This window comes from Flammeovirga sp. OC4 (assembly GCF_000812565.1).
Classification (GTDB): Bacteria; Bacteroidota; Bacteroidia; order Cytophagales; family Flammeovirgaceae; genus Flammeovirga.
In genome coordinates, this window is record NZ_JTAM01000040.1 from 13450 (window position 1) to 37346 (window position 23897).

General features: G+C 32.5%; 26 protein-coding genes. 21 read left to right on the forward strand and 5 right to left on the reverse strand.

The features are described 5' to 3' along the window. Nucleotides 1-7 precede the first annotated feature (7 nt). A complete protein-coding gene (locus PL77_RS18530; protein WP_044208744.1) occupies nucleotides 8-397 on the reverse strand; it encodes a MauE/DoxX family redox-associated membrane protein in 390 nt (129 codons plus the stop codon). A 292-nt stretch (nucleotides 398-689) separates the two neighbouring features. Between PL77_RS18530 and PL77_RS18535 the strand changes: the two genes are divergently transcribed. The 21 genes from PL77_RS18535 (at nucleotide 690) to PL77_RS18635 (ending at nucleotide 18468) form a co-directional block, all read left to right on the forward strand. Then, complete coding sequence (locus PL77_RS18535) at nucleotides 690-1061, forward strand: hypothetical protein (RefSeq protein ID WP_044208690.1); 372 nt, start codon at nucleotides 690-692, stop codon at nucleotides 1059-1061. Between the two features lie 395 nt (nucleotides 1062-1456). After that, the gene (locus PL77_RS30800) at nucleotides 1457-2029 is read left to right on the forward strand and encodes an RDD family protein (RefSeq protein WP_052444546.1); all 573 of its coding nucleotides are present in this window, start codon (nucleotides 1457-1459) and stop codon (nucleotides 2027-2029) included. A 77-nt stretch (nucleotides 2030-2106) separates the two neighbouring features. Continuing rightward, nucleotides 2107-2496, forward strand: coding sequence for a hypothetical protein (locus PL77_RS18545; RefSeq protein WP_044208691.1), 390 nt, complete (start codon nucleotides 2107-2109; stop codon nucleotides 2494-2496). A 175-nt stretch (nucleotides 2497-2671) separates the two neighbouring features. After that, nucleotides 2672-3256, forward strand: coding sequence for a hypothetical protein (locus PL77_RS18550; RefSeq protein ID WP_044208694.1), 585 nt, complete (start codon nucleotides 2672-2674; stop codon nucleotides 3254-3256). A 379-nt stretch (nucleotides 3257-3635) separates the two neighbouring features. Beyond that, complete coding sequence (locus tag PL77_RS18555) at nucleotides 3636-3989, forward strand: hypothetical protein (protein WP_044208697.1); 354 nt, start codon at nucleotides 3636-3638, stop codon at nucleotides 3987-3989. A gap of 6 nt (nucleotides 3990-3995) precedes the next feature. Beyond that, complete coding sequence (locus PL77_RS18560; protein WP_044208700.1) at nucleotides 3996-4442, forward strand: hypothetical protein; 447 nt, start codon at nucleotides 3996-3998, stop codon at nucleotides 4440-4442. 184 nt (nucleotides 4443-4626) lie between these two features. Beyond that, nucleotides 4627-5256: a glycohydrolase toxin TNT-related protein gene (locus tag PL77_RS18565; RefSeq protein ID WP_082026623.1), complete on the forward strand. Its 630-nt coding sequence runs from the start codon at nucleotides 4627-4629 to the stop codon at nucleotides 5254-5256. Between the two features lie 51 nt (nucleotides 5257-5307). Then, the gene (locus tag PL77_RS18570) at nucleotides 5308-5901 is read left to right on the forward strand and encodes a DUF6000 family protein (RefSeq protein WP_044208703.1); all 594 of its coding nucleotides are present in this window, start codon (nucleotides 5308-5310) and stop codon (nucleotides 5899-5901) included. Nucleotides 5902-5970: 69 nt separating this feature from the next. Further along, a complete protein-coding gene (locus PL77_RS18575; RefSeq protein WP_044208706.1) occupies nucleotides 5971-6516 on the forward strand; it encodes a hypothetical protein in 546 nt (181 codons plus the stop codon). Nucleotides 6517-6617: 101 nt separating this feature from the next. Continuing rightward, complete coding sequence (locus PL77_RS18580; protein WP_044208709.1) at nucleotides 6618-7244, forward strand: CPBP family intramembrane glutamic endopeptidase; 627 nt, start codon at nucleotides 6618-6620, stop codon at nucleotides 7242-7244. Between the two features lie 153 nt (nucleotides 7245-7397). Beyond that, complete coding sequence (locus PL77_RS18585; protein ID WP_044208712.1) at nucleotides 7398-7907, forward strand: hypothetical protein; 510 nt, start codon at nucleotides 7398-7400, stop codon at nucleotides 7905-7907. Nucleotides 7908-8016: 109 nt separating this feature from the next. Further along, nucleotides 8017-9816 (forward strand): helix-turn-helix domain-containing protein, encoded by a 1800-nt coding sequence (locus tag PL77_RS18590; protein ID WP_044208716.1) that lies wholly within the window; start codon nucleotides 8017-8019, stop codon nucleotides 9814-9816. An 890-nt stretch (nucleotides 9817-10706) separates the two neighbouring features. Beyond that, nucleotides 10707-11351 (forward strand): hypothetical protein, encoded by a 645-nt coding sequence (locus PL77_RS18595; protein ID WP_044208718.1) that lies wholly within the window; start codon nucleotides 10707-10709, stop codon nucleotides 11349-11351. A 28-nt stretch (nucleotides 11352-11379) separates the two neighbouring features. Further along, nucleotides 11380-12507: a serine hydrolase gene (locus tag PL77_RS18600; RefSeq protein ID WP_044208720.1), complete on the forward strand. Its 1128-nt coding sequence runs from the start codon at nucleotides 11380-11382 to the stop codon at nucleotides 12505-12507. A gap of 225 nt (nucleotides 12508-12732) precedes the next feature. After that, nucleotides 12733-13323, forward strand: coding sequence for a hypothetical protein (locus PL77_RS18605; RefSeq protein WP_044208722.1), 591 nt, complete (start codon nucleotides 12733-12735; stop codon nucleotides 13321-13323). A gap of 159 nt (nucleotides 13324-13482) precedes the next feature. Further along, a complete protein-coding gene (locus PL77_RS18610) occupies nucleotides 13483-13818 on the forward strand; it encodes a hypothetical protein (RefSeq protein WP_044208724.1) in 336 nt (111 codons plus the stop codon). 113 nt (nucleotides 13819-13931) lie between these two features. Continuing rightward, nucleotides 13932-14516 (forward strand): DUF3267 domain-containing protein, encoded by a 585-nt coding sequence (locus PL77_RS18615; protein WP_044208726.1) that lies wholly within the window; start codon nucleotides 13932-13934, stop codon nucleotides 14514-14516. Nucleotides 14517-14526: 10 nt separating this feature from the next. Beyond that, complete coding sequence (locus PL77_RS18620) at nucleotides 14527-15435, forward strand: hypothetical protein (RefSeq protein ID WP_044208727.1); 909 nt, start codon at nucleotides 14527-14529, stop codon at nucleotides 15433-15435. A gap of 61 nt (nucleotides 15436-15496) precedes the next feature. Then, nucleotides 15497-15874: a hypothetical protein gene (locus tag PL77_RS30805; RefSeq protein WP_156152426.1), complete on the forward strand. Its 378-nt coding sequence runs from the start codon at nucleotides 15497-15499 to the stop codon at nucleotides 15872-15874. 635 nt (nucleotides 15875-16509) lie between these two features. Beyond that, entirely contained in the window at nucleotides 16510-17688 is a 1179-nt protein-coding gene (locus PL77_RS18630; RefSeq protein ID WP_044208729.1) for an NAD(P)/FAD-dependent oxidoreductase, read from the forward strand. Between the two features lie 174 nt (nucleotides 17689-17862). Further along, the gene (locus tag PL77_RS18635) at nucleotides 17863-18468 is read left to right on the forward strand and encodes a M15 family metallopeptidase (RefSeq protein WP_052444549.1); all 606 of its coding nucleotides are present in this window, start codon (nucleotides 17863-17865) and stop codon (nucleotides 18466-18468) included. A 479-nt stretch (nucleotides 18469-18947) separates the two neighbouring features. Here PL77_RS18635 and PL77_RS18640 read toward each other — a convergent pair whose 3' ends face one another. From PL77_RS18640 to PL77_RS30810, 4 genes are all read right to left on the reverse strand, one after another. Then, entirely contained in the window at nucleotides 18948-19442 is a 495-nt protein-coding gene (locus PL77_RS18640) for an SRPBCC family protein (RefSeq protein ID WP_044208731.1), read from the reverse strand. 2 nt (nucleotides 19443-19444) lie between these two features. After that, on the reverse strand, nucleotides 19445-19606 hold the full coding sequence (locus PL77_RS31820; protein ID WP_044208733.1) for a Lacal_2735 family protein: 162 nt from the start codon (nucleotides 19604-19606) through the stop codon (nucleotides 19445-19447). Nucleotides 19607-19610: 4 nt separating this feature from the next. Further along, on the reverse strand, nucleotides 19611-20306 hold the full coding sequence (locus PL77_RS18650; protein WP_044208734.1) for an SDR family NAD(P)-dependent oxidoreductase: 696 nt from the start codon (nucleotides 20304-20306) through the stop codon (nucleotides 19611-19613). 621 nt (nucleotides 20307-20927) lie between these two features. Then, complete coding sequence (locus PL77_RS30810) at nucleotides 20928-23807, reverse strand: starch-binding protein (RefSeq protein ID WP_172665899.1); 2880 nt, start codon at nucleotides 23805-23807, stop codon at nucleotides 20928-20930. Nucleotides 23808-23897: the final 90 nt, after the last annotated feature.

Consider the following 23897-nt stretch of genomic DNA (forward strand, 5'->3'; position numbering starts at 1 on the left):
GATGGAATTATTTCACATACCAAGCCCAAACCATCAACAAAGGATGAATTGGGAACAACCTTAGCCAAGCCACCCACATCGGGGTACACAAACTAGACGTCCCGACACATGCTCCCTGTTGTATAAAAAACACATGTGAGGGAATAAACGCAACCAACATCAAAATAATAAGGAGGACTGCAATTCTTCTATACCTCGGAAGAATGACACCTATGGCTAATAGTACTTCGGCAACACCACTGACCCAATTGATCATTTCAGGTTTGGGTAGATAGGTAGGGATCAGTGGAAGGTAAAATTGCGGATGTACAAAATGATTGATTCCAGCAATCAGATAAAAAATGATAAGAAGCCACCTTAAGGCTATTTTTACACGTTGATGTTTAAAAAGATGCATTATTGATTTCAATTTGAATCCGTCCGACATAGCATTTTATATTCAGCATACTAACTTGCAATCAGTAAAAAAGTTTTTTAATGAGGTAATGCTCTATTTCCTCCCTTCCATCAATTCTTGTTTTGTAATACATTAAAATGTAAATTGAAACTGTCTTTCAACAATCTAACAGCAAACTATTTTTTGAAAGAAAGTTGGAAGTTTTACTAATGGATATATGCAATGGTGTTGATTCATGAAATTTAAGGGGTATACGTTATTGTTTATTTTTAATGTTACCTGCAATTAGAAGATGAAGAAAATTTATACAACTATAATCATAATAGGAATCATTGCCGAAGTAGTTCTTTTACTCTTTTTTGACAAGAAAATTGCTGCTTATGGTCCTGTAATATTTTGGGGCATTGCGCTGTTCGGAATTCTTAATTACGGAGTGAATATTTTTAAATTATCAGACTCTGTAAAAAAAACGAAACCTGAACTGTATAAAAAACATAGTTTCGGAATTATGATAACTAGAAATGCCTTGTCGGACAAAGAATTTTTAGGAGCATTGGATGATTCCGAACAGAGAATAATTAAGAATAATAAAACAATATTCAAGTTTTTATTTCTATGCTTCGGGCTGTTTGCGATTTCCGCAATACTAATTGTGTTAAAGTAAAAACCTGAATAAAATAAAAAAAGCAGGTAATAATTAGGGCTTAGTTTGGTCTTCAGACCCAAAAATTAAGCCCTAGTTGAACAAAGACAGTGGATTTCCAATACACTTAGCTGTATAGAAATTAGGAAGGACTTTTCGATTACTCGGGAAGTCTTTTTTCGTTACGAACTTAATGCCCCAAGAAGCAAGGGAATACGATGACCTTTAGAACCAATTCTTGTTTTGTAATACATTAAAATGTAAATTGAATCTGTCTTACAGCAAACTATTTTTTGAAAAGGAGTTGGAAGCTTTTACGAATGGATATATGCAATGGAGTTTATTCTTGAAATTTAAGGGGTATACGTTATTGTTTATATTTAATGTTGTGTAGGATAAGTAAATTGTAAAAAATTATGAAGAATCACTTTATAGATAAACCAAAATTAACCGATATATATATCACTAAAGAAATTTCACGTAGACAACGTAACGAATATGGAGAATTAGAATATGTGGATTTAGAAATTAGGCAAAAAAGAAAAATAAAACCTTTAAGCTTATCAATGAGATTTGTAAATGTATTTTGTGACTTATTAATATATCAAGGTTTTCTATATATTTTAAATGAACTTCCACCTTTTCCATTTGAGGCTTTCTTCATCTTGATATCAGTACCTATATACTACATATTATTTGAATTTTATTTACAAAAAACACCAGGGAAGTATTTGACTCAGTCAATTGTTGTAAATGAATATGGAGAAAGTCTTACTTTTAGAGAAGTACTTCTTAGAACTATAGTAAGATTTGTTCCTTTTGATGCTTTGTCATTTTTCTTTAGTTCAGAAGATAGAGGTTGGCATGACAAATGGAGTAAAACATATGTTATTAATGAAGAAGAACTATATGAGTTGAAGGTTTTATTAAAAGACCCTTTGAATATAGGAAAAGACCTTCAAAATAATACCCCACACAACAGCAACTAAACTCCATTCACAGATGACGCAACCGCTCACGAGTTTAGTCATCACGTAACCAATCAACCAATAAAAAATAAATGAGGATGGCTTTCCCAAAAAAAGGAAGTAGAAATATTGAAGTAGATGGAATTAGGTTTCAATATAAGATATCAAAGTTAAAACCAATATCTGATTGGAGACAAGAGGGTAATGAGCTAAACGATAATTTCAAGAAATACGCTCAGCAATATGGATTAGGCAGCGTAAGAGATGCAACAATTAATGTTGTAATTCAATCTATGGATAATTCTGTTTCCAGTATGTTTATTAAATGTCATACATTGCTGATTGACGGTTTTTTAGGCCCAGAGCAGGTTATCCAAATTAAACCCAATCAGGTTTCACAATTGATAAGAAAAGGTTTAAATGATGGATGGAACCCAAATAAAAAAGGTGATTATAGATTAGAGTTGGCTCAAAAATGGACAAATTAAAAGAAACCTGTCATTCTGCAACTTCCACAGATGAATGAAAATATTAGCGACTATGAAAATTTGGAACGCCCGAAAGAAATTAATTTAAATGATTAGAATAAACAGGCAATAACATTATATAAAAAGTAAAGTATTAAAAACACATTTTACATTAACCGTTGTGTACAATTATAGGATGAAGTCTAGAAAAATATTGACCTTTTTTTTAATTATTATTTTAGGATCATGCTTTCATTCAAATGAACCTACAGTAAATAAAATATTAGAAGCTAAAGATAATTACCCTAAGTTGGCAACTTCTTTTGAAGATTTACATAGATTAAACAGAGACTTTATAACAGAAAAGTTTGAACATGATTTTTGTGATGGTAAGTTTGAATACCTTGTAGATATTGGTAAATTTAAAAACCTTCATTTAATATTAATGCATAAAAACATATGTTGTTTATGTATCCCTTTTAGAAATTCTTTTCATATTTTAGTAAATAAAAAAGGAGAATATTTATCAGATAATAAGATTGTTAGAGATGTTAAAGAAATAAGTACTCAGATTTCAAAATATCTTATTTCAAATGGCCAAAAATATAACTTTATACAAATTCAATATGACTCAACGTGTTCAGAAAAAGTATTGGTTGAAGCGATTGAACAAGTTGGGAAAGGTTACAAGAATTATTTATTACATAGTTTAAATAGCTCAAATTCAATTGAAAATTTAAAGCGTGAAAAGCCATTAAAACTCATGATAGTAGGGAATTGAAATTTTAAAAAAAATATTTAATAATTAGGTCTTAATTTGGTCTCAAGACCCAAAAATGAAGCCCTAGTTGAACAAAGACGGTGTAGTTCTCTTGCATTTAGTTGTATGTAAATTAGCAAGGACTTTTCGATTACTCGGGAAGTCTTTTTTCGTTACAAACTTAATGCCTCAAGAAGCAAGGGAATACGATGGCATATAAAACCAAATCTTGTTTTGTAATACATTAAAATGTAAATTGAAACTGTCTTTCAACACTCTAACAGCAAACTATTTTTTAAAAGGGAGTTGGAAGTTTTTACTCATGGATATATGCAATGGTGTTTATTCTTGAAATTTATGGGGTATACGTAATTGTTTATATTTAAAGTTCTCAGCAATTATGAAAACAGAGACAATAGATTACATATTGAATTATTTTAGCGGATTAATGAATGAAAAGGAAGCATTAGCTTGGAGACATTATTCCTCAGAATATAAATTGACTCACAGTGAAAATCAAGATACAGTTGAGAAGAGAAGAAAAATATATTTAAGTAAAGGATGGTTGACAGAAGATGAGCAAACGTTGAGACTTTTAGAAAACGGAATTGACCAGTTCAGATTAAATACAGCAGAAAGAATCTTAAATGAAAACTCCGATAAAATAGAATTTAATAAATGCCCAAAATGCAGTGAATTAGCTAGGACTCCAAAGGCAAAACAATGCAGATTTTGCGGGTATGATTGGCATTAAAAAGTTATGAAATTTCCAGAGACACCAATAGATTTTAAGAATGAGATTAAAATTTCGGTTGACAAGTACGATTCAATAGGAGATTTAAGAATTCGACAGTTCATTAAATTTTTGCCAAAAGTCCCTCATGAAGTGATCGTTGAGGGAATTATCTTACTAATTGAAGATGAAAAAAGCGGTTTTCAGGAACAAGAAGTAGCCTGTAAGATATTAGCCGAAATAAAACCGAAATCGACACTTGACTTAAATAAAATAGTTCGTCGAATAATAGGGACTTGGAATAAAAGCTGTAAGGAAATTATATTTTGGCTTGTACAAAACTATGGTATCGACCAAGTGAAAACTTGTTTTGACAATTTGGAAAATGACTTGAAGAGAGAACATGAAATTGACAAACTCAAGACGATGAAATGGTGGTTAAGGATAAAAGAGAAAAATAAAAGAGAAAAATAAAAGTTGAGAACAATGTGTATAGTGCATAAGGGTTTCAGAGGTTTACGAGCGGTATCACTTGCATCAATTTTGGCTCTCAACTTGATACGTTTGAAGCCCTCAATCCCTTACGACACCATACACTCAACGTAGTGTACAATTAAGTGAGACGACAAGTAAAATAAAACAGAAATAAAGAAATCAAATGCTTAAAAGAATATTCGGAAAAAAGAAAGAAACTAAGATGAAATCAAACACTATTGATTCTGAAAGTTCAAGTAAAAGATTTAGTGTTGAATTGAAAGAAAAAATAGAGAAGTCGAGATTGCAACTAATGACTCATGAATTATTTATGCATTATTGGACTGATAATTTAAAAGAGGAGAGAGAGAATCCAGAATGGCAACATCAAGCAGTTTTCTTCTGGAAATATAAAGAGCAATTTGAAAAGAAATCTTTACCACCAAACTTTGAAGGATTAGATCATAAATATTTCATAGTAAACGAACTTCCTGAAAATGTAAATGTATCAGCAGGACAAGTAATGCCATGGTTTGGTATGCCTGGAGGAGGAACAAAATATTTCTTTCAGACCTCGAATAACCAAATTCCGATTAATGATTTGATTAAAAATAAAGCAATAAGCTATGTTGAAGTTTTGGAATTGACTGATTCAAACTCAGATATTTTGACTAATACTAACGAATATTTTTTTCTTATGGATACGACTATGATTAGTTTTGACAAAGGAAAATTTTTCTACAATCAGAATGAGATTGCATTTGTCGATGCAGTTGAAATTGGAGGATTTGTATTGATAAAAATTAATAAGTAAAATCCCCTTAAAAGGGCTCATAAAGCATGGTTTATCGTTAGCTTCAAAAAAATGACTGAATCAGAACTTTATTCAAAATATATCATTCCTTATTATGGCGTTTTGATGCGGATGAACTTTTTAAGACGAACAAACAACCAAATAACAGAATTGTTTAATTCATTAATAGCTTTAGGAAATGAATTAAGCGATGAGATATTAATCGAATTGCTTAATGATTCTTGGAGACCAAGTAAAGTTTCTGCATGGATGATAGGTTTATCAAAAAGGCATGTCCTAACATCCGAAATTGAGAAGTATTTAAATAAGCCAGGAACTAGACATGGTGAGCATGCATTAATAAATTTATTGCTTTTGAAAAAAGACAGACCATCTGAGTACTTTATCAAATTTATTAAGCAACAAATAGCTTATTTAATTGAAAATGAGAATAAATTAGTTATCGAAGATTTATCAATTGAATGGGCTATTGCAATCATCAGCTACCTAGATAAAATTTATCATACAAATTATTTGTGTTCAGTTTATAATTCGTTTGAATGGAATGAATTTATCAAATTGGATTTATATTCACCAATTAAGAATAGGTTTGAACCTTCTTACCATGAAGAAAAAATTGTGCTTCTCATGGAATATGTAAAATGAGGATAACATTAGCTTTACTACCACTGGTCGTAGTTTAGCCGTTAGGTTATGGGTAAATATTTTTTATAAATGAGATTAGAACTACAATTTGATGAACATGAGTATAGATACGTGTATCAGCAAATGCATGATATACTAATAGATCAAGAGAAAAGAACTGTTCGATCATGGAAAAATCATATCATTTTTTCATTCCTATTAATTATGATTTTTTCAGCTCTAGGATTCTTAAATAAGGGGTGGTTTAATTTTTCTATTCTTTCTTTAATATACGGTAATATCTTCTTATTGAAGATCGTCTATTTAAAGTATAATAACCGTAGAATAATTAAAAGTAATATCAAAAGTGTAGAAGTAAGTATTGATAGTTTGAAGCTTATTAAAACTGCATTTATCGATTTTGATGAAAGTGAAATTAGATACTTTGAGAATGGGAAACTTGAATTATGTAAGTCATGGAATGATATTGAAGGGTTTGTTAACCAAGAATCATTTCTAATTTTTTATTTTGATCTAAATGATGATAATGATACGCTTCTAATTCCCAAGAAAATGTCAGATGAAAAAACCTTTGAATTATTTAGAGAGCAATTTATTAAAAAAATAAGGAAATAAAGTGTTACAAAAAGGGAGGGCAGAGTTTACAATAGGTATGAGACGTAATCCGTCTGAGATACCACGCACGAGTCGTTAGAACAAATTAATAAATAAATTTTATGAAATCTAAATTTAAAATCAAGAAAGAGGACCTACTACTTTTTGGGTTAGGCGTAGTTATATCGGTATTCTCTTTTATGTTACTTTTTATTACGGAATACCGAGACAATGAATATTTGATTAATTCAGACTTAAAGTATACGAGTTTTTTCAATTCTTTATTCTACTGTTTATTTGTCGCAATAGTGGAAGAATATCTATTCAGATACTTATTTCTTCGCAAGTGGATTAAAGACCAAAATAAGTCATTAAATTTTAGATTGTTACTATTAGGATTTATAAGTTCTGTAGTTTTTGGATTTTTACATTTAGACTTATCTTTATTTCCTAGATTGCAACTATTAATTAGTTTGGCAGGGATATCACTTTTTTATGCAGCCTATCAATTTAGATCTGTTTACATCGCTATAGGTATGCATTTTTCTTGGAATTTTATACAAGGAGTAATATTTCCATTTGAGGGAAGTGGTTCAAACATAGAAAGTGTATTTGTATTAGATTCTACTATTGAGTTAATGCCTGAAGCAAATTTATTTGTGATATTTTCGATTTTACTAGAAATAATATTAGTGACCATTTTTTATCACCTTTCAAGAAAGTTTAACACCAATTTATTCAAGCAGTAAAAATTAAAATATATTGAAAAAGCATAATAAGGGACATATTATATAAGTCGGGTATGACTTACTTAACCCGTCCGCCAAACCATATTCTAGTCGTTATGATTATTTGGTATCTATTTGTAGGGTATATATTATGATTCGTAAATATTATCAAAAATGAAGTTTATTTATTTCGTATTATTACTTTTTATTTCAAATACTATCACTGCACAAAAAAGTAAATTTGAAATCATAATATCATCAACTAATCTTAGTGAGGATGTAAGTGTGCTTTCAACGAAGAATGATGAAATATTATTTTTAGTCTATGAATTAGATAGTAATGATTACCAACCTCCAGTAATTAATGAATACTTTGTTCTGGATTCATCTAAAATGGAAATTAGAATTGAAGCTGAACTAGACAGTAATAAAAACTATCAATACTATCTGTTGGAAATGGATAGCAATAGAGATTATTTACAATTAGATCCTATCATAAGAATTCACCATAAAGCGATAGTAGAATATTTTGTACAAGGAGACTACTTGGGTATAGAGAAATATCTAGGAGATGATGATATATTAAGTATTGATGAATTAACGATACCAATAAATAAAAATATCAATGGTATTTTTAAAATTGATAGATATTCTTACCAAATTAAAATGAATAAACCAATATGATATAGCCTAACACCCTTGCTATTCAGTAAGTTTGTTCAAATGTACTCTGTTTGCTGCATGTTCTCTTCAGTCGACTTGTGTAGAACAGGTGCTAAATTCAAGAAAAAAAATGAGCGACCAAAAATCTATAGCAGTACTTCCGTTTGTCAATATGAGTAATGATATTGATAATGAATACTTTTGTGATGGTGTTAGTGAGGAAATCATTAATGCGTTAACCAAAATCGATCAACTAAAAGTGATTGCTAGAACCTCTTCTTTTGCTTTTAAAAACAAGGAGATAGACATTAGAGAAATTGGAAATCAATTAGGCGTCAATACCATTCTAGAAGGTAGTATTAAGAAATCCAAGAGCAAAGTTAGAATTACAGCTCAATTAATTAATGTTGAAGATGGTATTCACTATTGGTCAAGAAAATATGACAGAGAATTGATTGATCTTTTTGAGTTAGAAGATGAAATAAGTTTGGCTATTGCAGATGAAGTGAGGAATAATTTTGGTTATTTTGAAGTACAAAGTCAATTAGTCATACAGCCGACAAATAACGTTGAAGCCTATCAAATGTTTTTGAAAGGACGTTCATTACAATTATTATGGACACGAGAAAGCCTAAATGAAGCTATTCAATACTATAACAAAGCAATCTCTTTAGATAAAAATTATGCAAAGGCTTATTATGCAAATTTACAGTGCTACGGTTTACTAGGTTTGTGGAATTATATGCCTCATGAACAAGCAATGCAATTGGCGATACAAAACTTATTAATGGCCAAAGCAATCGATACTACATTGCCTGAATATCCTTTATCTTTTGTTGGGAGATTTTTCTGGGGAGAATGGGATTTTAAGAATGCTTATACACACATAAAGCAGGTTTTGGACATTAACCCCAATCATATTGATGGGTTAGAAGCCATGGCAGAATTATTTATAGCACTTGGCTTTTTTGAAGAGGCTGATATTTTCGCCAATAGACTTTTAGAAGTAGATCCGCTTTCTGCCAACAATCATTATACTTTAGCACATCTTTATTATTATCGTGGTCAATATGAAAAAGCACTTGAAAGGGTAAATTATGCTTTAACACTAAACTCAACCTTTGAGTTAGCACATCACCTTAAGTGTTACTGTCTTATCTGGTTGAATGATAGACAAGCCTTTGATGCTTTTATTCAAAATACTTCACTTGGGCGAGAGAAAAATTTATTATTCCAACTCATAAATGGAAGTAAATTTGAAATTTCTCAGGCAGATTTAGATCAACTAAAACAAGGTTATGAAGAGGCTTTAATTGTACCTTATGATCTTTTTATTCTAAGTCAGACAACACATAGAGACCTCGCTTTTTCTCGTTTAGAGGAAATGATTTTACAGAAGCGTGGACAAATTATAAATTATAGACAAGACCCTTTTTTAAAAACACTTCATACAATTTCTGGCTTTAAAGAACTTCATGTAAGCAACTTGAGTCATGATGATATAAAGGAAATTCAAGGTGCTGAAAATAAGTCGGTAATATCTATTTTAAATCAAGATGAGATTGAGGGTTTAAAAAACGATTTGCTTATTTATTTTAAAGAAAATAAGCCTTATTTGAATCCAGAACTGAGTCTGAAATTTGTGTCTGAGGCCTTAGAATTAAACACTAATAAAACATCTTTTTTAATCAATCAGGCATTTAATAGTAACTTCAATGATTTTGTTAATCTCTATCGCTTAAAGCATTTCAAAAGTATCGCTTTAGATCCTGAAAATACGCATCTTACTATTTTAGGATTAGCTTACAACAGTGGATTTAATTCAAAAACTGTTTTTAATACTTTTTTTAAGAAAAGTGAAGGTACTACACCAAGCCGTTGGATTAAAAGTCATTCTGTAAGTACAAATCCGAAAATTAATCATAGTTAATTCTAATTTATTTTTTGTGAGTTCAACTCTAAAAAACGTATGAATAGTGGTTCTATTAAATACATTGTAAACTAAATTACCGTTAACTTTTAATCTATATTTCTACTAGATTTTATAAGGCCTACTTTCAAACTTTCTTCTTCTTCATTTTTGTCTTGAAACAAAAACGAAGCAAAAAATTCAAGGCTTAGAAGTCAAAAGCTAAATTTCATTCCATTCGCCTTTTGAAAGGATAACTCGATCAAAACTTCATCGTTTTGAGATGCTCAAACAGCAAAATCATTCTTAACGGCTCACTCCATGAAATTCTTGACGCTTTTCCCTTCAAGGCCGAGGGAAGAAGTAGCAAATGAATTGGGTAGAAAGTCCACTGGCGCGAATGTTAAGCAATAGCATCATTCGTGTCCTAAAGATCAGCAGAAATCTCCTGATTTCTAAACATCGTAAATATTCGAAAACTTAGTTTACAATGTGTTAAAAGTTTTTCAAGGAAGAAATCGCAGAACAATAAATAGAATTATTAGATAATTTTGAATTTGTACTTATAAGTTTTACTTCTTGGACCTAAAGAATGAGAAAGTTCAAAAATAAGATGCTGACAATCATGTTTGATCATGAACTGAGAGTAACTCCCAATCATTTTGAACCTTGCTTTTGAGGAGTTACGATAAAAAACAAATAATTATTTAAAATAGATTTACTGTTCGAAGATAGTAATCAATAAGGCTTAGGGTGTTTTGCTCTAGGTCTTTTTTGTTTGATGATTTTATAAAAAGTACTAGAAGATCAAAAGAGTTTCAAATCATAATTCAGAACGATTGACTTTCACTTCCACCTCATCTTTGCACTATCAAATAATTAACAAAACAAATAATTTAAAATTTATCACTATGAAAAAATTACTATTCATCGGCTTAACACTTTTTACACTAAATGTTTTTGCCCAACAAAACACCGAACTATCAAAGAAAGGTGACAACGATTTAAAATACAGAGTTAGTTTTCCGGCAATCATTCTAGGAAATTTGGGAGAAGGTGGTGAAAGAACCAACACTCAACACTTTGAGTTACACATCAAACGCGAGCTTAATGCTAAAAGTATTGTGGGTGTGAAATTAGCTACTTGGCGTTTATTTCAACCTATGGGTATACAATGGTGGGACGGACTCTTAGATAAAATAGATTCTAAGGAAGAATTTTATCCTGGCTATTTACGAGAAACAGGAGTAGGTTTTTCATACCAACACATGCTGTGGAAAGGATTATTTGCTTCCGTTGAGGTTTTACCGCTGTTCAAAACCTATTTGGACCTTGATAACAATAAAATTGCGAATGGCTTTAAACTCTACAACTCGTACCATATTGGATATCATTTCGCTTTCGGAAAAAAGAAGCAATTTTTTATAGAACCGCAATTTCATTGTAATGTTTGGCATATTGATACCAATACCCCAGAGGAGTTTAAACAACTCGATAACAGATGGGATTCTTATTTCCTTTTTGAACCAAATCTTTATATTGGTATAAAATTGTAACATTGTGTATCAATTTAAAGTTAATCTTATGAAATACTTGCTTTTTGTCCTCATCAACTTCGTTGGATTATTAGCTGTCGCTCAGCAACCAATAGAAACAACAATAGAACAACGGTTTAACACTGAATTAGAAAAGAGAATCATTAAAAGTGGCATTTTACATGTTTACTCTGCCTCTCGTGATATTCATTTTCGATTAGCCAAAAGTAAAGAAGATTCTATTTCAATACACAGTCCATTTTATACAGCTAGTATTACAAAGATGCTGACTGCTACAGCTATTGGTATTTTGAAAGAGCAACAACTATTAGATTTTGAAGACAAAATAGTGCAGTATTTACCAGATTCATTAATGAATAAACTTCATGTTTTGGATGGTAAAGACTATTCAAAGGATTTAAAAATTGCACATTTACTGCAACATACATCTGGTTTGCCTGATTATTTCACAGATATAACGAATGATGAAAGTCCAAATATCATCAATCAATTAATAATTCAACCCAATAAATCATGGTCTGCGGAAGAAATGATTCAATTCTCAAAAGATAAGATGACACCCCTTTTTATCCCTGGAGAAGGCTATCATTATACCGATACAGAATATGTGCTTTTAGCGTTGATTATCGAGAACCTAAGTGATTTATCGTTAGCCATGTTCTTTCAACAGTACATTTTTCAACCTTTAAACATGAATAGTTCATACATCAACCTAAATGAAAATAAAGCAATGGTGAATAAACGTTCTCTTGTGAAGTTCTATGCGGGTGACTATGAGTTATCATCACTTAAAAGTTTAAGTGCGGATTGGGGCGGAGGGGGATTGGTATCTTCAACTAAAGATCTTATTAAATTTTTTGAAGCACTCAATCAAGATAAAATTTTAAAGAAGGAAACCCGTTTAGCTATGCAACATTGGATTGATGAATCTGTTGGAATGGAATATGGTTTTGGAATACGCAAAGTAACTTTGGACAAACTAATAAATACAGAAACACGCTTAGAGATAATTGGTCATAATGGAAGTACAGCATCATTTTTATGGTATTGTCCACAACTCGATACTTACATTTCGGGTACCCTAAATCAGCTAGAGGCTTCTAAGGCTGCAATGATTTTGGTTTGTGATATTCTTAGAATCATAGAAACCTACTAAATGCTGTCAAACTTTAATTATTTTAAGTAGAGAAACATCATCTTTTGATGCTTTCAAGCAAATAAAGTCTTTTAATACTATTGTAAGTGTGGTGAATAAGGAGGCAAGTAATAGATATTCAAGTCTCTTTTTTACCACATTTTCAATAGTTCTTTAACTTTACGGATAGTATCATACGAACATAATCTGAGACAAACACTATTGACTCTCCACAATTCAAAAGAAATGATTTTAAAAAGTATAAATTATAATGGTTTTAAGTTTGAAGAGATAGACATTTCTAAAGAAAATTATGTCAGAATAGAAGTCGGTATTTCGATGAATCATCAATATAAAGAGATATCAAGTTTACTACGAAAAAATTATTGTTTCGGTAAAAGTGTTCACTCTATTCAAAATTCATTTAAAAACCCATTATTGAATAAATTATTCAAATCGCAGAATGTCTTTGAGTACATGTCAAACTATGGGCTAAATCAAACTCAGGTTGATGATTTTTTTACGATAACCAATAGTGTAAGCGAAGGAATAAATATAACGGATAGTTTTTATGATTTAGGAGAGCAACAACAGAGAGCAATCCAGATTTATATTATGACGATTCAATACAAAGTGATTTTTGTAGAAACTGCAGGGATGTATCTTTCAATATTGCTATTGACTTATAAGATATTAAAGGCATTTATAAATAATGGAGGTACTTGTATTGAAGTAACATATCCTCATTTTAAAAACGGTGATGATCTTGAGGTATCTATTTCTTCAAATCCAAAAGTTATAAAAGTGGGTGAAATGACAATAAATAACACTTTGTAAAAGTTCTCATTAGATAGCTAAATATTCTAACATTCTTTGTACTTTTACACCTTAAGCAAAACTATTTAAAAATAACTTTCAGATAAAGGATACCACCAAAGCGGAATGTATTACTATACTTATCTGAGGTTATAATTCATACTTAAAAACTAAACAAAAATGAAGTACGCTGAATTTAAAATTGAAAATGATAAGATAGAATTTCACAATTCCGTATTTGGAGTAGAAAGTGTTTTATTGAATGGAAAACCTGCTTCTAAAAAGTTCTCTTTCTCTGGGTTCAATCATTCATTGAACTTGAATTCTAAAAACTTGATTTTGAAGTCTAATTACAAACAGTTCAAGAATAGGCAAATTGAATTGGAATTAATCCAAGATGACAAGGTAATCGAAAAGCAGCAAGTAAAAACCAACATTTTGCAAAGATTCATTTGGGTGTTTTTAGGTATGGGCACCTTTAAACTATTGGATTACTTAATTGACAGCTTGACTTAGAAAATGCTTAGCATTGTTTGGGAATTGAAGTTTTAAAAGGAATTGATACGAAGATTGGAATTATAGATTATATTCGTTGAAAAAAATACTTATAAGCCTGAATTAGCTACAAAATGCTCGAATTAGAAAACTATAAGAAAGAAAAACTGACAATTAATTTAAGTTGGGCCAATATATTTGGTATACTCATTCTCATTCCGATTGGGTTAGTCTTCGGAGTCCCTTTTTTTATGATTTGGAAACCCCAAATTGATGTAGGTGAGTTCCTGAGTAATATGGGGCCTGAAGGATCAGAATTAGGGATGGTAGCGGTACTATTTACTTTGATTTTAGGAATTGTAGTACATGAATTGATACATGGAATTACTTGGGCAATTTTTGCTAAGAAGGGCTTCAAATCAATAAAATTTGGTGTGCTTTGGAAGGTGCTGACACCGTATTGTCATTGCAAAGAACCTTTATATGTAAGACAATATATTATTGGAGCTATAACTCCAGCGCTATTTTTAGGTATTCTTCCTTCACTTGTAGCCATTATGATTGGTGATTTTGGATTGTTACTTTTCGGAATGTTTTTTACAATGGCAGCAGGAGGAGATTTTTTAGTGATTAATTTGATTCGAAAAGAAAACAGTTCCGATTTGGTACAAGATCATCCTTCTGAAGCAGGGTGTTATATTTATCGTAAGGTAGATTAAAAAGTAAACCATGAAACTAGAAATACCTGATGATTATACAGCGTTTCTTTATTGGGTAAAAGAGCGTACAGAAAAATTTTGGAGTATCAACCCAGAACATTCAGAGGCTGATTTTGTATGTGAAAAATGGATTTATGGAGCAAAATGGATAGGGTTAAGTGATGCTGAAATTGATGCTGTTGAACATCGTTACAATATCACATTTACTCCCGATCATAGACAGTTTCTAAAGATTCTTCATACAATTGATAGAAAGGAAACAGTTGAGTATAAAAGTTCTTTTGATAAAGATGCTGAAATAAAAATTGAGCACATTCCATTTTTCTACAATTGGCTGGAGGATGAAAAGGAAATCAGAGAACGATTTGATTGGCCTTTTCGTACCATTTTTGAAGATGTAGTAGGGGCAAATAAAGTTTGGTTAAAATCATGGGGTCAAATAAGACCTCAATCGGATAAAGAAAAAGAAAGAATATTTTCAGAGTGGTTTGAACAAACTCCTAAAGTAATTCCACTTTTCGGACACCGGTTTACAGTTAGTGATGTAAAAGATACTCCGGTACTGTCCATCTATGGGTCTGATATTATTGTTTATGGATGGAACATGAGGCATTATCTGTTAGAAGAACTAAAGGATCATTTGAATCTAAATGAATTAGTTTATGATGATGAAGATGATGAATGGTACGCCGAACCAGTGAAGGAATTGCAAGAAATAAATCAGATGGAATTTAAAAATGCCAAAGACAAAACGATTCCTTTTTGGGAAGAAATGATTTTGTTTTGGAGCTCTGGTTGGTCAAGTTTTGGCAAAGAATACCCCAACCCCAACAATAAATTGATCTTACCGATTGTCAAGACATTTACTCCTGATGATGAGGAGGATAATAACACCCAAAAGACTTTTAACCCATTTTAAGTGCGAATACATTTGCTCTGATATGTTGATGTTTGAATTTAATAGTTATAAAAGTGGCATTATGAATGATTCTAAGTCATATAAAAATATTTATGGTCGAGATTATGATTTCAAAGTGAAATATCAATTATTCAGACCAGATCAAGGCGGAAGAATGTCCTCTGCATTTCAAGGTATAAAGTGGGATTTTGGATACAATGATCCAAGCTTTAAGAAAAACCAACTATTTATGATCTATCCAGAATTTGAGGATTGTGATGGAGGAAGGCTTTCAGATGAATTACCAATTCCTGAATCAGGAATAGCAAAAATGTTTGTTGCTAATTATGATTGGTTAGAATTTCATAAAGAGAAAATACAAATAGGAACTCAAGGAACCTTTAATGAAGGAAGACCTATCGGAGAATGTGAGGTGATTGATGTGAATTTTAACCAATAATATAATAAGTACATTGTAAACTAAATTATCGTTAACTTTCAAGCTTCCTTTATACAAGCATTGATAGGATCTACTTTCAAACGTCTTTCTTCTTCGTTTTTGTCTTAAAACAAAAAGAAGCAAAAAAATCAAGGCTTTGAACGCAAAAGCTAAATTTCATTCCTTTCGCCTAAATGATTTTAAACTCGCTAAAGCTCAAACAAGAAAATCATTTTTAACGGCTCGCTCCATGAAATTCTTAACGCTTTTCCTTTCAAGGCCGAGGGATTTACTACTAAACGATTGCCTGATTATAGATCAAAGACTAAAGTTTTGTACTCATCTTCTAAAAAGCAGTTCTGTAGGGTCGTTGCATTGCAACGACCTCACGAACCACAATACACTACCATTTGTCCTTCACAAAAGGAATTACATAAATTAACGAAAACGTATTTTACAGTGCAATAAATGGAAGCAGTTCATTTTTTGGATTGTTGAAGAGTTGCAATTTAAAACAAACACATTGCCGTTTTATCTGATCCTGGTGGAGCTGTATTTGCTTTTATAGAAGAGAAAAAGTTGTAGATTAGTAGATTAAACGTGACCAAAAACTACGTTAACAGTGTAATTACTATTTTACATTTGCTACCTGTATTATGACAAGAAAAGAATTTATCAAAGTATGTGGAATATTGGGAGTTTCAATTCCCTTTCAATCGGTTATAGCTTCCTGTAATAATGATAATACAGTAAAACCCTCAGGATTTTCAGGTTCAGTGTTGATTATAGGAGCTGGTGTTGCAGGCATGTCTACAGGCTATTTACTAGCACAAAATGGGATTGACTTTAAAATTATCGAAGCAAGTGCAACGTATGGAGGCAGAGTAAAACACAATACAACTTTTGCAGATTTTCCTATTCCCTTAGGGGCCGAATGGTTACATGTTGACCGTTCGGACTTAGATGCAATTGTAAATGATACTTCTACCCAAATAGCAACTCAAACGCAAGGGTATAATGGGAGTGATGACATTGGGTATTATGATGGTACTTATTCCACGTCTTCACTGGCAAAAGAGTTTGGGAATTTTGAGGATCAAAAGTTTATAAATAGTAGTTGGCTAGACTTTTTTGAAACTTATGTTGTGCCAAGTATTCAATCCAATTTCATTTTCAATACCCCAATTACAAGTATTAATTATGAGGGCGATAAAGTGGTAGTGAGTAATAATAATGGGGCAACTTACGAAGCTGATAAAGTTGTGGTGACTGTACCTTTGAAAATACTACAAATGGAAACCATTACTTTCACACCTGCATTATCGGATACAAAACAGAAAGCCATTCAAGATGCTACCGTATGGGGTGGAATTAAAGTATTTATGGAGTTTTCCGAAAAATTCTACCCTGTTTATCTCACTTTTCCTGATAGCGAAACCCAAGAGGGACAACGCTTGTATTATGATGCATCTTATGGTCAAAATTCTTCTCGACACATCATTGGTTTGTTTGCAGTAGGAGAACAAGCAAAGCAATATCAGAGCTTATCGGAAGAAGCATTACGAGACTTTATATTGAATGAATTGGATACAATTTTTGAAGGAAAAGCATCATCAAATTATATAAACCATATTGCCCAAAATTGGGATGATGAACCTTATATATCTGCAGCCTATTTAGCAGATAATGCTCCCGCTAGAATTTCAAGAGTACTGTCTACTTCTGTTCAGGATAAACTCTATTTTGCCGGAGATGCCTATACCCAAGAATATGATTGGGGAGCAGTACACAATGCCGCAAGAAGTGCAAGAGATGTAGTGGAGGAAATTGTATAAAAGCCTTATTAGGAAGAGAATCTAGCTTTAGATTTAAAAGTATAGATTTTCTTCTTTTTCATTGATGGATCACGAAACAGAAAGAAAATACCGTTAGCTAAAAACAAAAATATATATTTGTGTAATTCATTTTACGAGTAGAAGGATTATCCATGTTTAATATTAAAGCAAACTATGGTAAAAGCAACTAAAATATTATTTTTTGTAGGGATAATAACCTTGGTCACTACTCTTTATTTCTACTTTAACTACCAGTTTTGGACTCATTATAAAACGGGAAATTTTAAGGTTTTAGTCGAATATAAGGGCGAGCATATAGAAGGTTTAAGAGGAAGGCAAATTCTTATTCATAAAGACTTTGAAAAGCACTTGAAACAAATTGAGGCCTATGCGATGGAGCATGATGTTGTGCTGATTATCAATCAAAGTTACAGATCGGAACAACATTCTGTTAAAGGAGCAATTGTAAAGCCGGGTAGGCAATCGAATCATTTAGCAGGTTTTGCTATTGATTTTAATTTAATAAGCGATGGGAAAAAGTACTTATCCAATGAATTACGAAGAGGTAGCCTCAGTGAATTACCTCTAAATGTACAGCACTTTATTAATGCCATCAGAAAAGATAAGGCTTTACGATGGGGAGGAGATTTTAGAAGAGAAGATCCAGTTCATATTGATAGTCCATTGAATCTTAAAAACAGAGTACATTGGAAACAATGTAGTGAAGAGTGTGCTGTAGACTATATGGTAAGAGTACCAAAATGGAAAATATGGGGGTAAAGTATTAGTAAATTGTAAACTAAATTATCGTCAACTTTCAATAGGCCTTTCTACATGTAATTATAGGACCTACTTTAAAACTTCCTTCTTCTTCATTTTTCCATTGATAAAAAACGAAGTGAAAAATTCAAGGCCGGGGCCTACTACCAAGCTAAAATGGTAGAAAGCTCACTGGCGCGAATGTTAAGCGTTAGCGACATTCGTGTCTTACAGATCAGCAGAAATCTCCTGATTTCTAAACACTATAAATGATATAAACTTAGTTTACAATGTGGTTGGTTTTTTTATTTAAATGAACTATTTAAAATATCCGTGATTTAGAATCAAAAATAACCCCTTACCGAAGCGAATTCGACAAGGGGTATTTTATTGGTCAAGAAATAGTTAATTTGGGTCTCTTATTCAGAGTATAATTACAATTATGATAATCTTTAATATCTTATTTATTGTCCTGTATTTTTTAAGTTTCAACATCCTCACTAAGATGCCTTTTCTTTTATTACTTTCTCTTCATAAATTCCCCATTTTTCTTCAATCACTTTCTTTCTATAAGCAAAAATTTCTTTCAACTTACTTCTGATCATGATAGCATTGGCAATATCACCTAGTGGCCCAAAAGGAGGAGCATATGTCACAATATCTTTCATAGTTACTCCATGTTCAGTTGGAATTAAAATATGTTGGTGATGCCATAAATTATAAGGACCTACACGTTGTTCATCCACAAAATATTCTCCTTCTCTGACATGCGTAATCTCAGTCATCCAGTCCATTTTAAGACCTAGAAGTGGGCTCACTTTGTAAGTGATGATCATGCCTTGATACATTTTGTCCGACGCATGTTCTGATGTAATATCAAACCCCATATAGTCGGGAGTAATTTCTTTCAGGTTTTTAGGAGAAGAAATAAAGTCCCAAATTTCTTCTTTAGATGCAGGTATATTTTGAGTAGCTTTAAACTGATAAAATCCCATGATTATAATTTTTCTATTTCTTCTAAAACTTGATTGGCTTCGTACATTTTTTTATCGCTTTCCATTCTATTGATTGTGGATAAGCGGTGCGACTCTTCCAATAATTTTCTATATTTTTTTTCGAGAACTTCTTTCTTTGATTTCTTTTTAAATAATCCAAACATAGCTTTACATTTTTAGGGTTGATAAACCGCCGTCAACATGAATAACCTGACCAGTGATCCATGACGATTGGTCTGATAATAAAAAGTGTGTGATATTGGCAATGTCTTCAGCACTGCCAATTCTTTGTAATGGGTGTGTTTTTGCGTTGGCTTCAACTTTGGCTTCACTACCCAAAAACTTCGCCGCAAGGGGAGTAGCAGTCAAGGAAGGAGCAACGGCATTAAAGCGTACTTTAGGTGCATATTCTGAGGCCAAAGATTTTGTAAGCCCTTCAATTGCACCTTTTGATGAGGCTACCAAACTATGGTATTTAAAGCCCATCTGATTAGCTACTGTTGAATAAAGGACAACTGACCCTTTACCTTTTCGGAGTGCGTTAATACAAGATTGTATTACTTTTACTGCACCTACCACCTGCAAATTGAAGTCATCAATAAACGCTTGCGATGATATTTTAGAGAATGGTTGCAAATCAATTGCCCCTGGACAGTATACTAATCCATCTAATTCATTAGGGATAACAGAAAAGTCGAGTGTTTCGTCTAACACATTGAGGGGAAAGAAATGTACGTTACTGAATTCATCAAGTGGGGCAGTTTTATTGTAGGTCGCAAAGACCTCATGACCTTCATTCGAAAGCTGATTTACTACTGCTTTTCCGATTCCTGACGAACCACCAATCACTAAAAATTTTTTCATTCTTGTATTATTGTAATTTGTTAATTCATTAACACAGAAATGAAATTTTTGTTTTGAAAATATAGTATTAGGACAAAAAGATTATAAGATAAATGCAAAATTATATTACAAGTTGAAATAGGTGTTATATAATGGGTTATCAGTTCTTTAGTGGTGATAAGGTGAGGTGATTTTTAATGAAATCAAGTTCTATAGTACATGAAAAATTGGGGTGTAATTCTATAAAAGAAATGGTTTTCTGATGATCATTAACGATAATTCAGTTTACTGTATAATGATTACTAAAATCCTATTACAAAAAAACACCTAGAAGTTATAGAAACTCCTAGGTGTATGGTTTAGGAATGAAATTAAAACTATCCAGCGTAAACGAGTGAATGAATTTTAACTTCAAATAGTTGTAGAACAATTTCAAACTTTATCTTTATTCATTCATTTCAATCTTATAGATGTGAGGTCCTTGTTTCATGGCAAAAGGCCACTTTTCAAAAAATCTATTTTTAGAATTTAAAATCTTAAGTTTAAATATCTTGTTCAATTATGTTCTACTACTTTATCTCATTTTTTATTATCTAATGATGAAAAAAATCTTGTCCTAAAAAATATTAGATAGTGCTGGAATTAATTGATAACAATCCTTTTAACATACTTCTTATCGCCTACACTCACTTTAATAAGGTATAGCCCTTTAGACAAATCTTTTACTGGAACATTGATTTTGGATATGCCACTTTCCAATGTTCTATGAATAGAAGTCAAAACTTGTTGACCATTTAAATCAAATGCTTGCATAGTAAAGGGTACAGGGGTAGTAACACTCACATCCAGTGTGAATTGATTACTAACAATAGTAGGGTATAACTTTAAGTTGTCTTCTTCAAGAAGCAGACTATTTGTAGTTCTTCCGTTGGAGCCTTCAGGATTAGAGGCATACCAAGTACCGTCTTTGTACCAGCCTTCACCACTTCTATTAAGGTCGCCTGTTTGAGCACCAGCACCATTATGGAAAAGTAAGTTACTTGATGTAGCACCTTCTATGGTATAAGTATACCATCCATTTCCTTCATCTGTCATTAGTTCTCCTGGCCAGTTTGAACTCGTACCATTCGATGCTCCCCAATAATGAATACTTGTGCTGTTACCCCAAGTCGATTTGTAATGAACGACCAAACCACTTGCCGGTTGAGGTGCTTGATCTGACCATTGGCCATTTTCAAACCAACCTTCTTTATCTCTTGTCATATCATCCGTTTGGTTACCATTATTATCATGGAAAAGTAAGTTTGTTGATTGAACTCCGGCAGGGAATTCATACACATACCATCCATTTTCCATCGTCATTGTGGCACCAGGCCAAACGGCATTCGCTACACTACCACTTGGTACCGCACCCCAATGATAAATCATATTGTAACCTTTTACATGTACTTTAAAACCGCCTCCAGTATTGTTTTCATTCACTGTAAATGAAGAGCTTGCTAAAGTACTTGTATTACCAGATGCATCTTCAGCATAATATTGAATTGTAGCATCTGCTGTCAATGTAATTGTAGTGCTACCATACGCTATTTCTGATGGTGTACTTCCATCGGTAGAATAATATATTTTAGGGTTTGCATCTTCGTTATCTGATGCAGACAAAGTGACTGTTACACTACCGTCAAAGGTTCCGCCATCAGGAGTAATAGATGTAGTTGGAGCTTCAGTATCAGGAGTGATGGGTTGAGGTTCAGGAACCCATCCATTGTCATACCATACATCTCCACAAATATTCATTTCATCATCCGTAACCTTAGATCCATCGCATAATAGAATCAAATTTGTACAGCTACCTTCAATGGTATATTCATAATATCCTTCATATTTCGATGAAGCTTGCATGCTTACACCAGGCCAAGTTGTTGTTGCTGTTCCATCGACAACTCCCCAGAAATAAATACTCGGATTACTACAGTTCGCCTTAAAATAAACGGTCATTGTAGAAGCTTCATTAAAAGTATAAGCCCCTTCCACTACATCCGAAGAACCATTTTCATTGATCGCAACAGCTTTCAACGTTTTTACTTCACCTGGATTACCACAGATGTCAAACGCCCCTGTATAAACAGCACTTGCTGAAGTAGGTGTCGAACCATCAAGAGTGTAATAAATTGTACCTTCAGTTGCTGTAAGCGAAACGTTAGCACAACCTGCTGAATAATTACCACTAGGAGTATTTAAAGTCAACTCAGGAAGTGTGATTACAGTACCTTTATCCCAAATAGCGTATCCAGGTCCTGAAACTTTTAAGTTCCAACCATTTCCAGGTGACCAGTTTCCTCCACCAATTTTCATGGCTACTTTATTGTCAATAATAGCAGCATAGTAAGAATTATCGTTTTGACCTTCTACTTGCACATAACTAGTGTTCGTGATATTGTTGGCCTTACGAATAGAAATCATGTCTTTTAATGCATCCTTGATTCCATAATCAAAGTAGTGAGAATAGAATACTACAGGAATTCCAGGGTGAGTCAGGATATAAGCATACCCTTGTAAAAGTTTGGAATTGTTAGAAGGATCATTAGGAAATGAGTTATTGCCATATTCTGATCTTACGGGCTCAGTATCGTGATTTTCTAGGAAAGATACCGCTTGATTGCCATGTGTACCTAATAAACTAGGTAAGCCATTAAGATAGTTGTAGTTGCCATTCACGGCATCGTGTAACGTATATTTTAGAGGGAAGTCAAAGGCAGATGAAGTGTTTTGTGCTCCATTCAGCCAGCTTACAATCTCGTTGTAAGGCTTCCATTGTTCTCCGATAGAAATATAAGGAGAAGTGGCGTTGTTGTATTCTGCAAAGTAATAGGCATTGAATCCATGTACGAAGTCATATCTCCATCCATCATACCCTACATCATTTTTTAGCCAGTTCATCCATTTTTTAACCTCATCACGAACTGTCAAAGAGTTGTGGTTAAGGTCTCTGGCAGCTTCATATTGAGTTCCGGAGTCGTTATCACCGCAAGCAGCACCTTTTTCAGTACTGTACTCGCTCCAGTTTACCTCATCGTCAGCACAAATAGAAGAACAACCTCCTAAAGATGGTTCTGTAAAATCTGCCCATCCTGTTGAACCTACTCTATGGTTGATAACAATGTCAGCAATAGCCTGTACATTATTATTACCAAGATTAGAAATTAAGGTTCTTAATTCAGCCTCAGTACCATAATTGGAGTTGAGGTCATACCATTTACGAGGAAGATAACCTGCTCTGTCTGCCGCATCAGATGGAGGTGGTAGCCAGATGGCATCAAACCCCGCAGAAGAAATATCTCCTACTTTACTGTTCAGATTTTGCCACCAATCTTTTTTAGTAGCATCAGCAGCTTCCCAGTGGAAACCTTGTAGAATTACATCATTTCTACCGCTCTGTTGAGCGAAAAGTCCATAGTTTAAGCTTAGTAATGCCAATACCGATAGGATAACGGTACGCATAAGAAGTAATTGTGATTTCATTTTCATTTCAAAAAGTAAGTTAATTTTCAGACCTATTATAAGAGCATCTCTAACATGCGTCTTAAGGCTTTATTGCTGGTTGAGAGAGCC

Coding starts and splice junctions, on each gene's coding strand:
- PL77_RS18545 (WP_044208691.1), top strand. CDS start 2,107: ATGGCTTTCCCAAAAAAAGGAAGTAGAAATATTGAAGTAGATGGAATT.
- PL77_RS18580 (WP_044208709.1), top strand. CDS start 6,618: ATGAAATCTAAATTTAAAATCAAGAAAGAGGACCTACTACTTTTTGGG.
- PL77_RS18650 (WP_044208734.1), bottom strand. CDS start 20,306: ATGAAAAAATTTTTAGTGATTGGTGGTTCGTCAGGAATCGGAAAAGCA.
- PL77_RS18610 (WP_044208724.1), top strand. CDS start 13,483: ATGAAGTACGCTGAATTTAAAATTGAAAATGATAAGATAGAATTTCAC.
- PL77_RS18560 (WP_044208700.1), top strand. CDS start 3,996: ATGAAATTTCCAGAGACACCAATAGATTTTAAGAATGAGATTAAAATT.
- PL77_RS18615 (WP_044208726.1), top strand. CDS start 13,932: ATGCTCGAATTAGAAAACTATAAGAAAGAAAAACTGACAATTAATTTA.
- PL77_RS18575 (WP_044208706.1), top strand. CDS start 5,971: ATGAGATTAGAACTACAATTTGATGAACATGAGTATAGATACGTGTAT.
- PL77_RS30810 (WP_172665899.1), bottom strand. CDS start 23,807: ATGAAATCACAATTACTTCTTATGCGTACCGTTATCCTATCGGTATTG.
- PL77_RS18630 (WP_044208729.1), top strand. CDS start 16,510: ATGACAAGAAAAGAATTTATCAAAGTATGTGGAATATTGGGAGTTTCA.
- PL77_RS18595 (WP_044208718.1), top strand. CDS start 10,707: ATGAAAAAATTACTATTCATCGGCTTAACACTTTTTACACTAAATGTT.
- PL77_RS18550 (WP_044208694.1), top strand. CDS start 2,672: ATGAAGTCTAGAAAAATATTGACCTTTTTTTTAATTATTATTTTAGGA.
- PL77_RS18635 (WP_052444549.1), top strand. CDS start 17,863: ATGGTAAAAGCAACTAAAATATTATTTTTTGTAGGGATAATAACCTTG.
- PL77_RS18640 (WP_044208731.1), bottom strand. CDS start 19,442: ATGGGATTTTATCAGTTTAAAGCTACTCAAAATATACCTGCATCTAAA.
- PL77_RS18585 (WP_044208712.1), top strand. CDS start 7,398: ATGAAGTTTATTTATTTCGTATTATTACTTTTTATTTCAAATACTATC.
- PL77_RS18555 (WP_044208697.1), top strand. CDS start 3,636: ATGAAAACAGAGACAATAGATTACATATTGAATTATTTTAGCGGATTA.
- PL77_RS30805 (WP_156152426.1), top strand. CDS start 15,497: ATGAATGATTCTAAGTCATATAAAAATATTTATGGTCGAGATTATGAT.
- PL77_RS18570 (WP_044208703.1), top strand. CDS start 5,308: ATGACTGAATCAGAACTTTATTCAAAATATATCATTCCTTATTATGGC.
- PL77_RS18530 (WP_044208744.1), bottom strand. CDS start 397: ATGCATCTTTTTAAACATCAACGTGTAAAAATAGCCTTAAGGTGGCTT.
- PL77_RS18620 (WP_044208727.1), top strand. CDS start 14,527: ATGAAACTAGAAATACCTGATGATTATACAGCGTTTCTTTATTGGGTA.
- PL77_RS30800 (WP_052444546.1), top strand. CDS start 1,457: ATGAAGAATCACTTTATAGATAAACCAAAATTAACCGATATATATATC.
- PL77_RS18535 (WP_044208690.1), top strand. CDS start 690: ATGAAGAAAATTTATACAACTATAATCATAATAGGAATCATTGCCGAA.
- PL77_RS18600 (WP_044208720.1), top strand. CDS start 11,380: ATGAAATACTTGCTTTTTGTCCTCATCAACTTCGTTGGATTATTAGCT.
- PL77_RS18605 (WP_044208722.1), top strand. CDS start 12,733: ATGATTTTAAAAAGTATAAATTATAATGGTTTTAAGTTTGAAGAGATA.
- PL77_RS31820 (WP_044208733.1), bottom strand. CDS start 19,606: ATGTTTGGATTATTTAAAAAGAAATCAAAGAAAGAAGTTCTCGAAAAA.
- PL77_RS18590 (WP_044208716.1), top strand. CDS start 8,017: ATGAGCGACCAAAAATCTATAGCAGTACTTCCGTTTGTCAATATGAGT.
- PL77_RS18565 (WP_082026623.1), top strand. CDS start 4,627: ATGCTTAAAAGAATATTCGGAAAAAAGAAAGAAACTAAGATGAAATCA.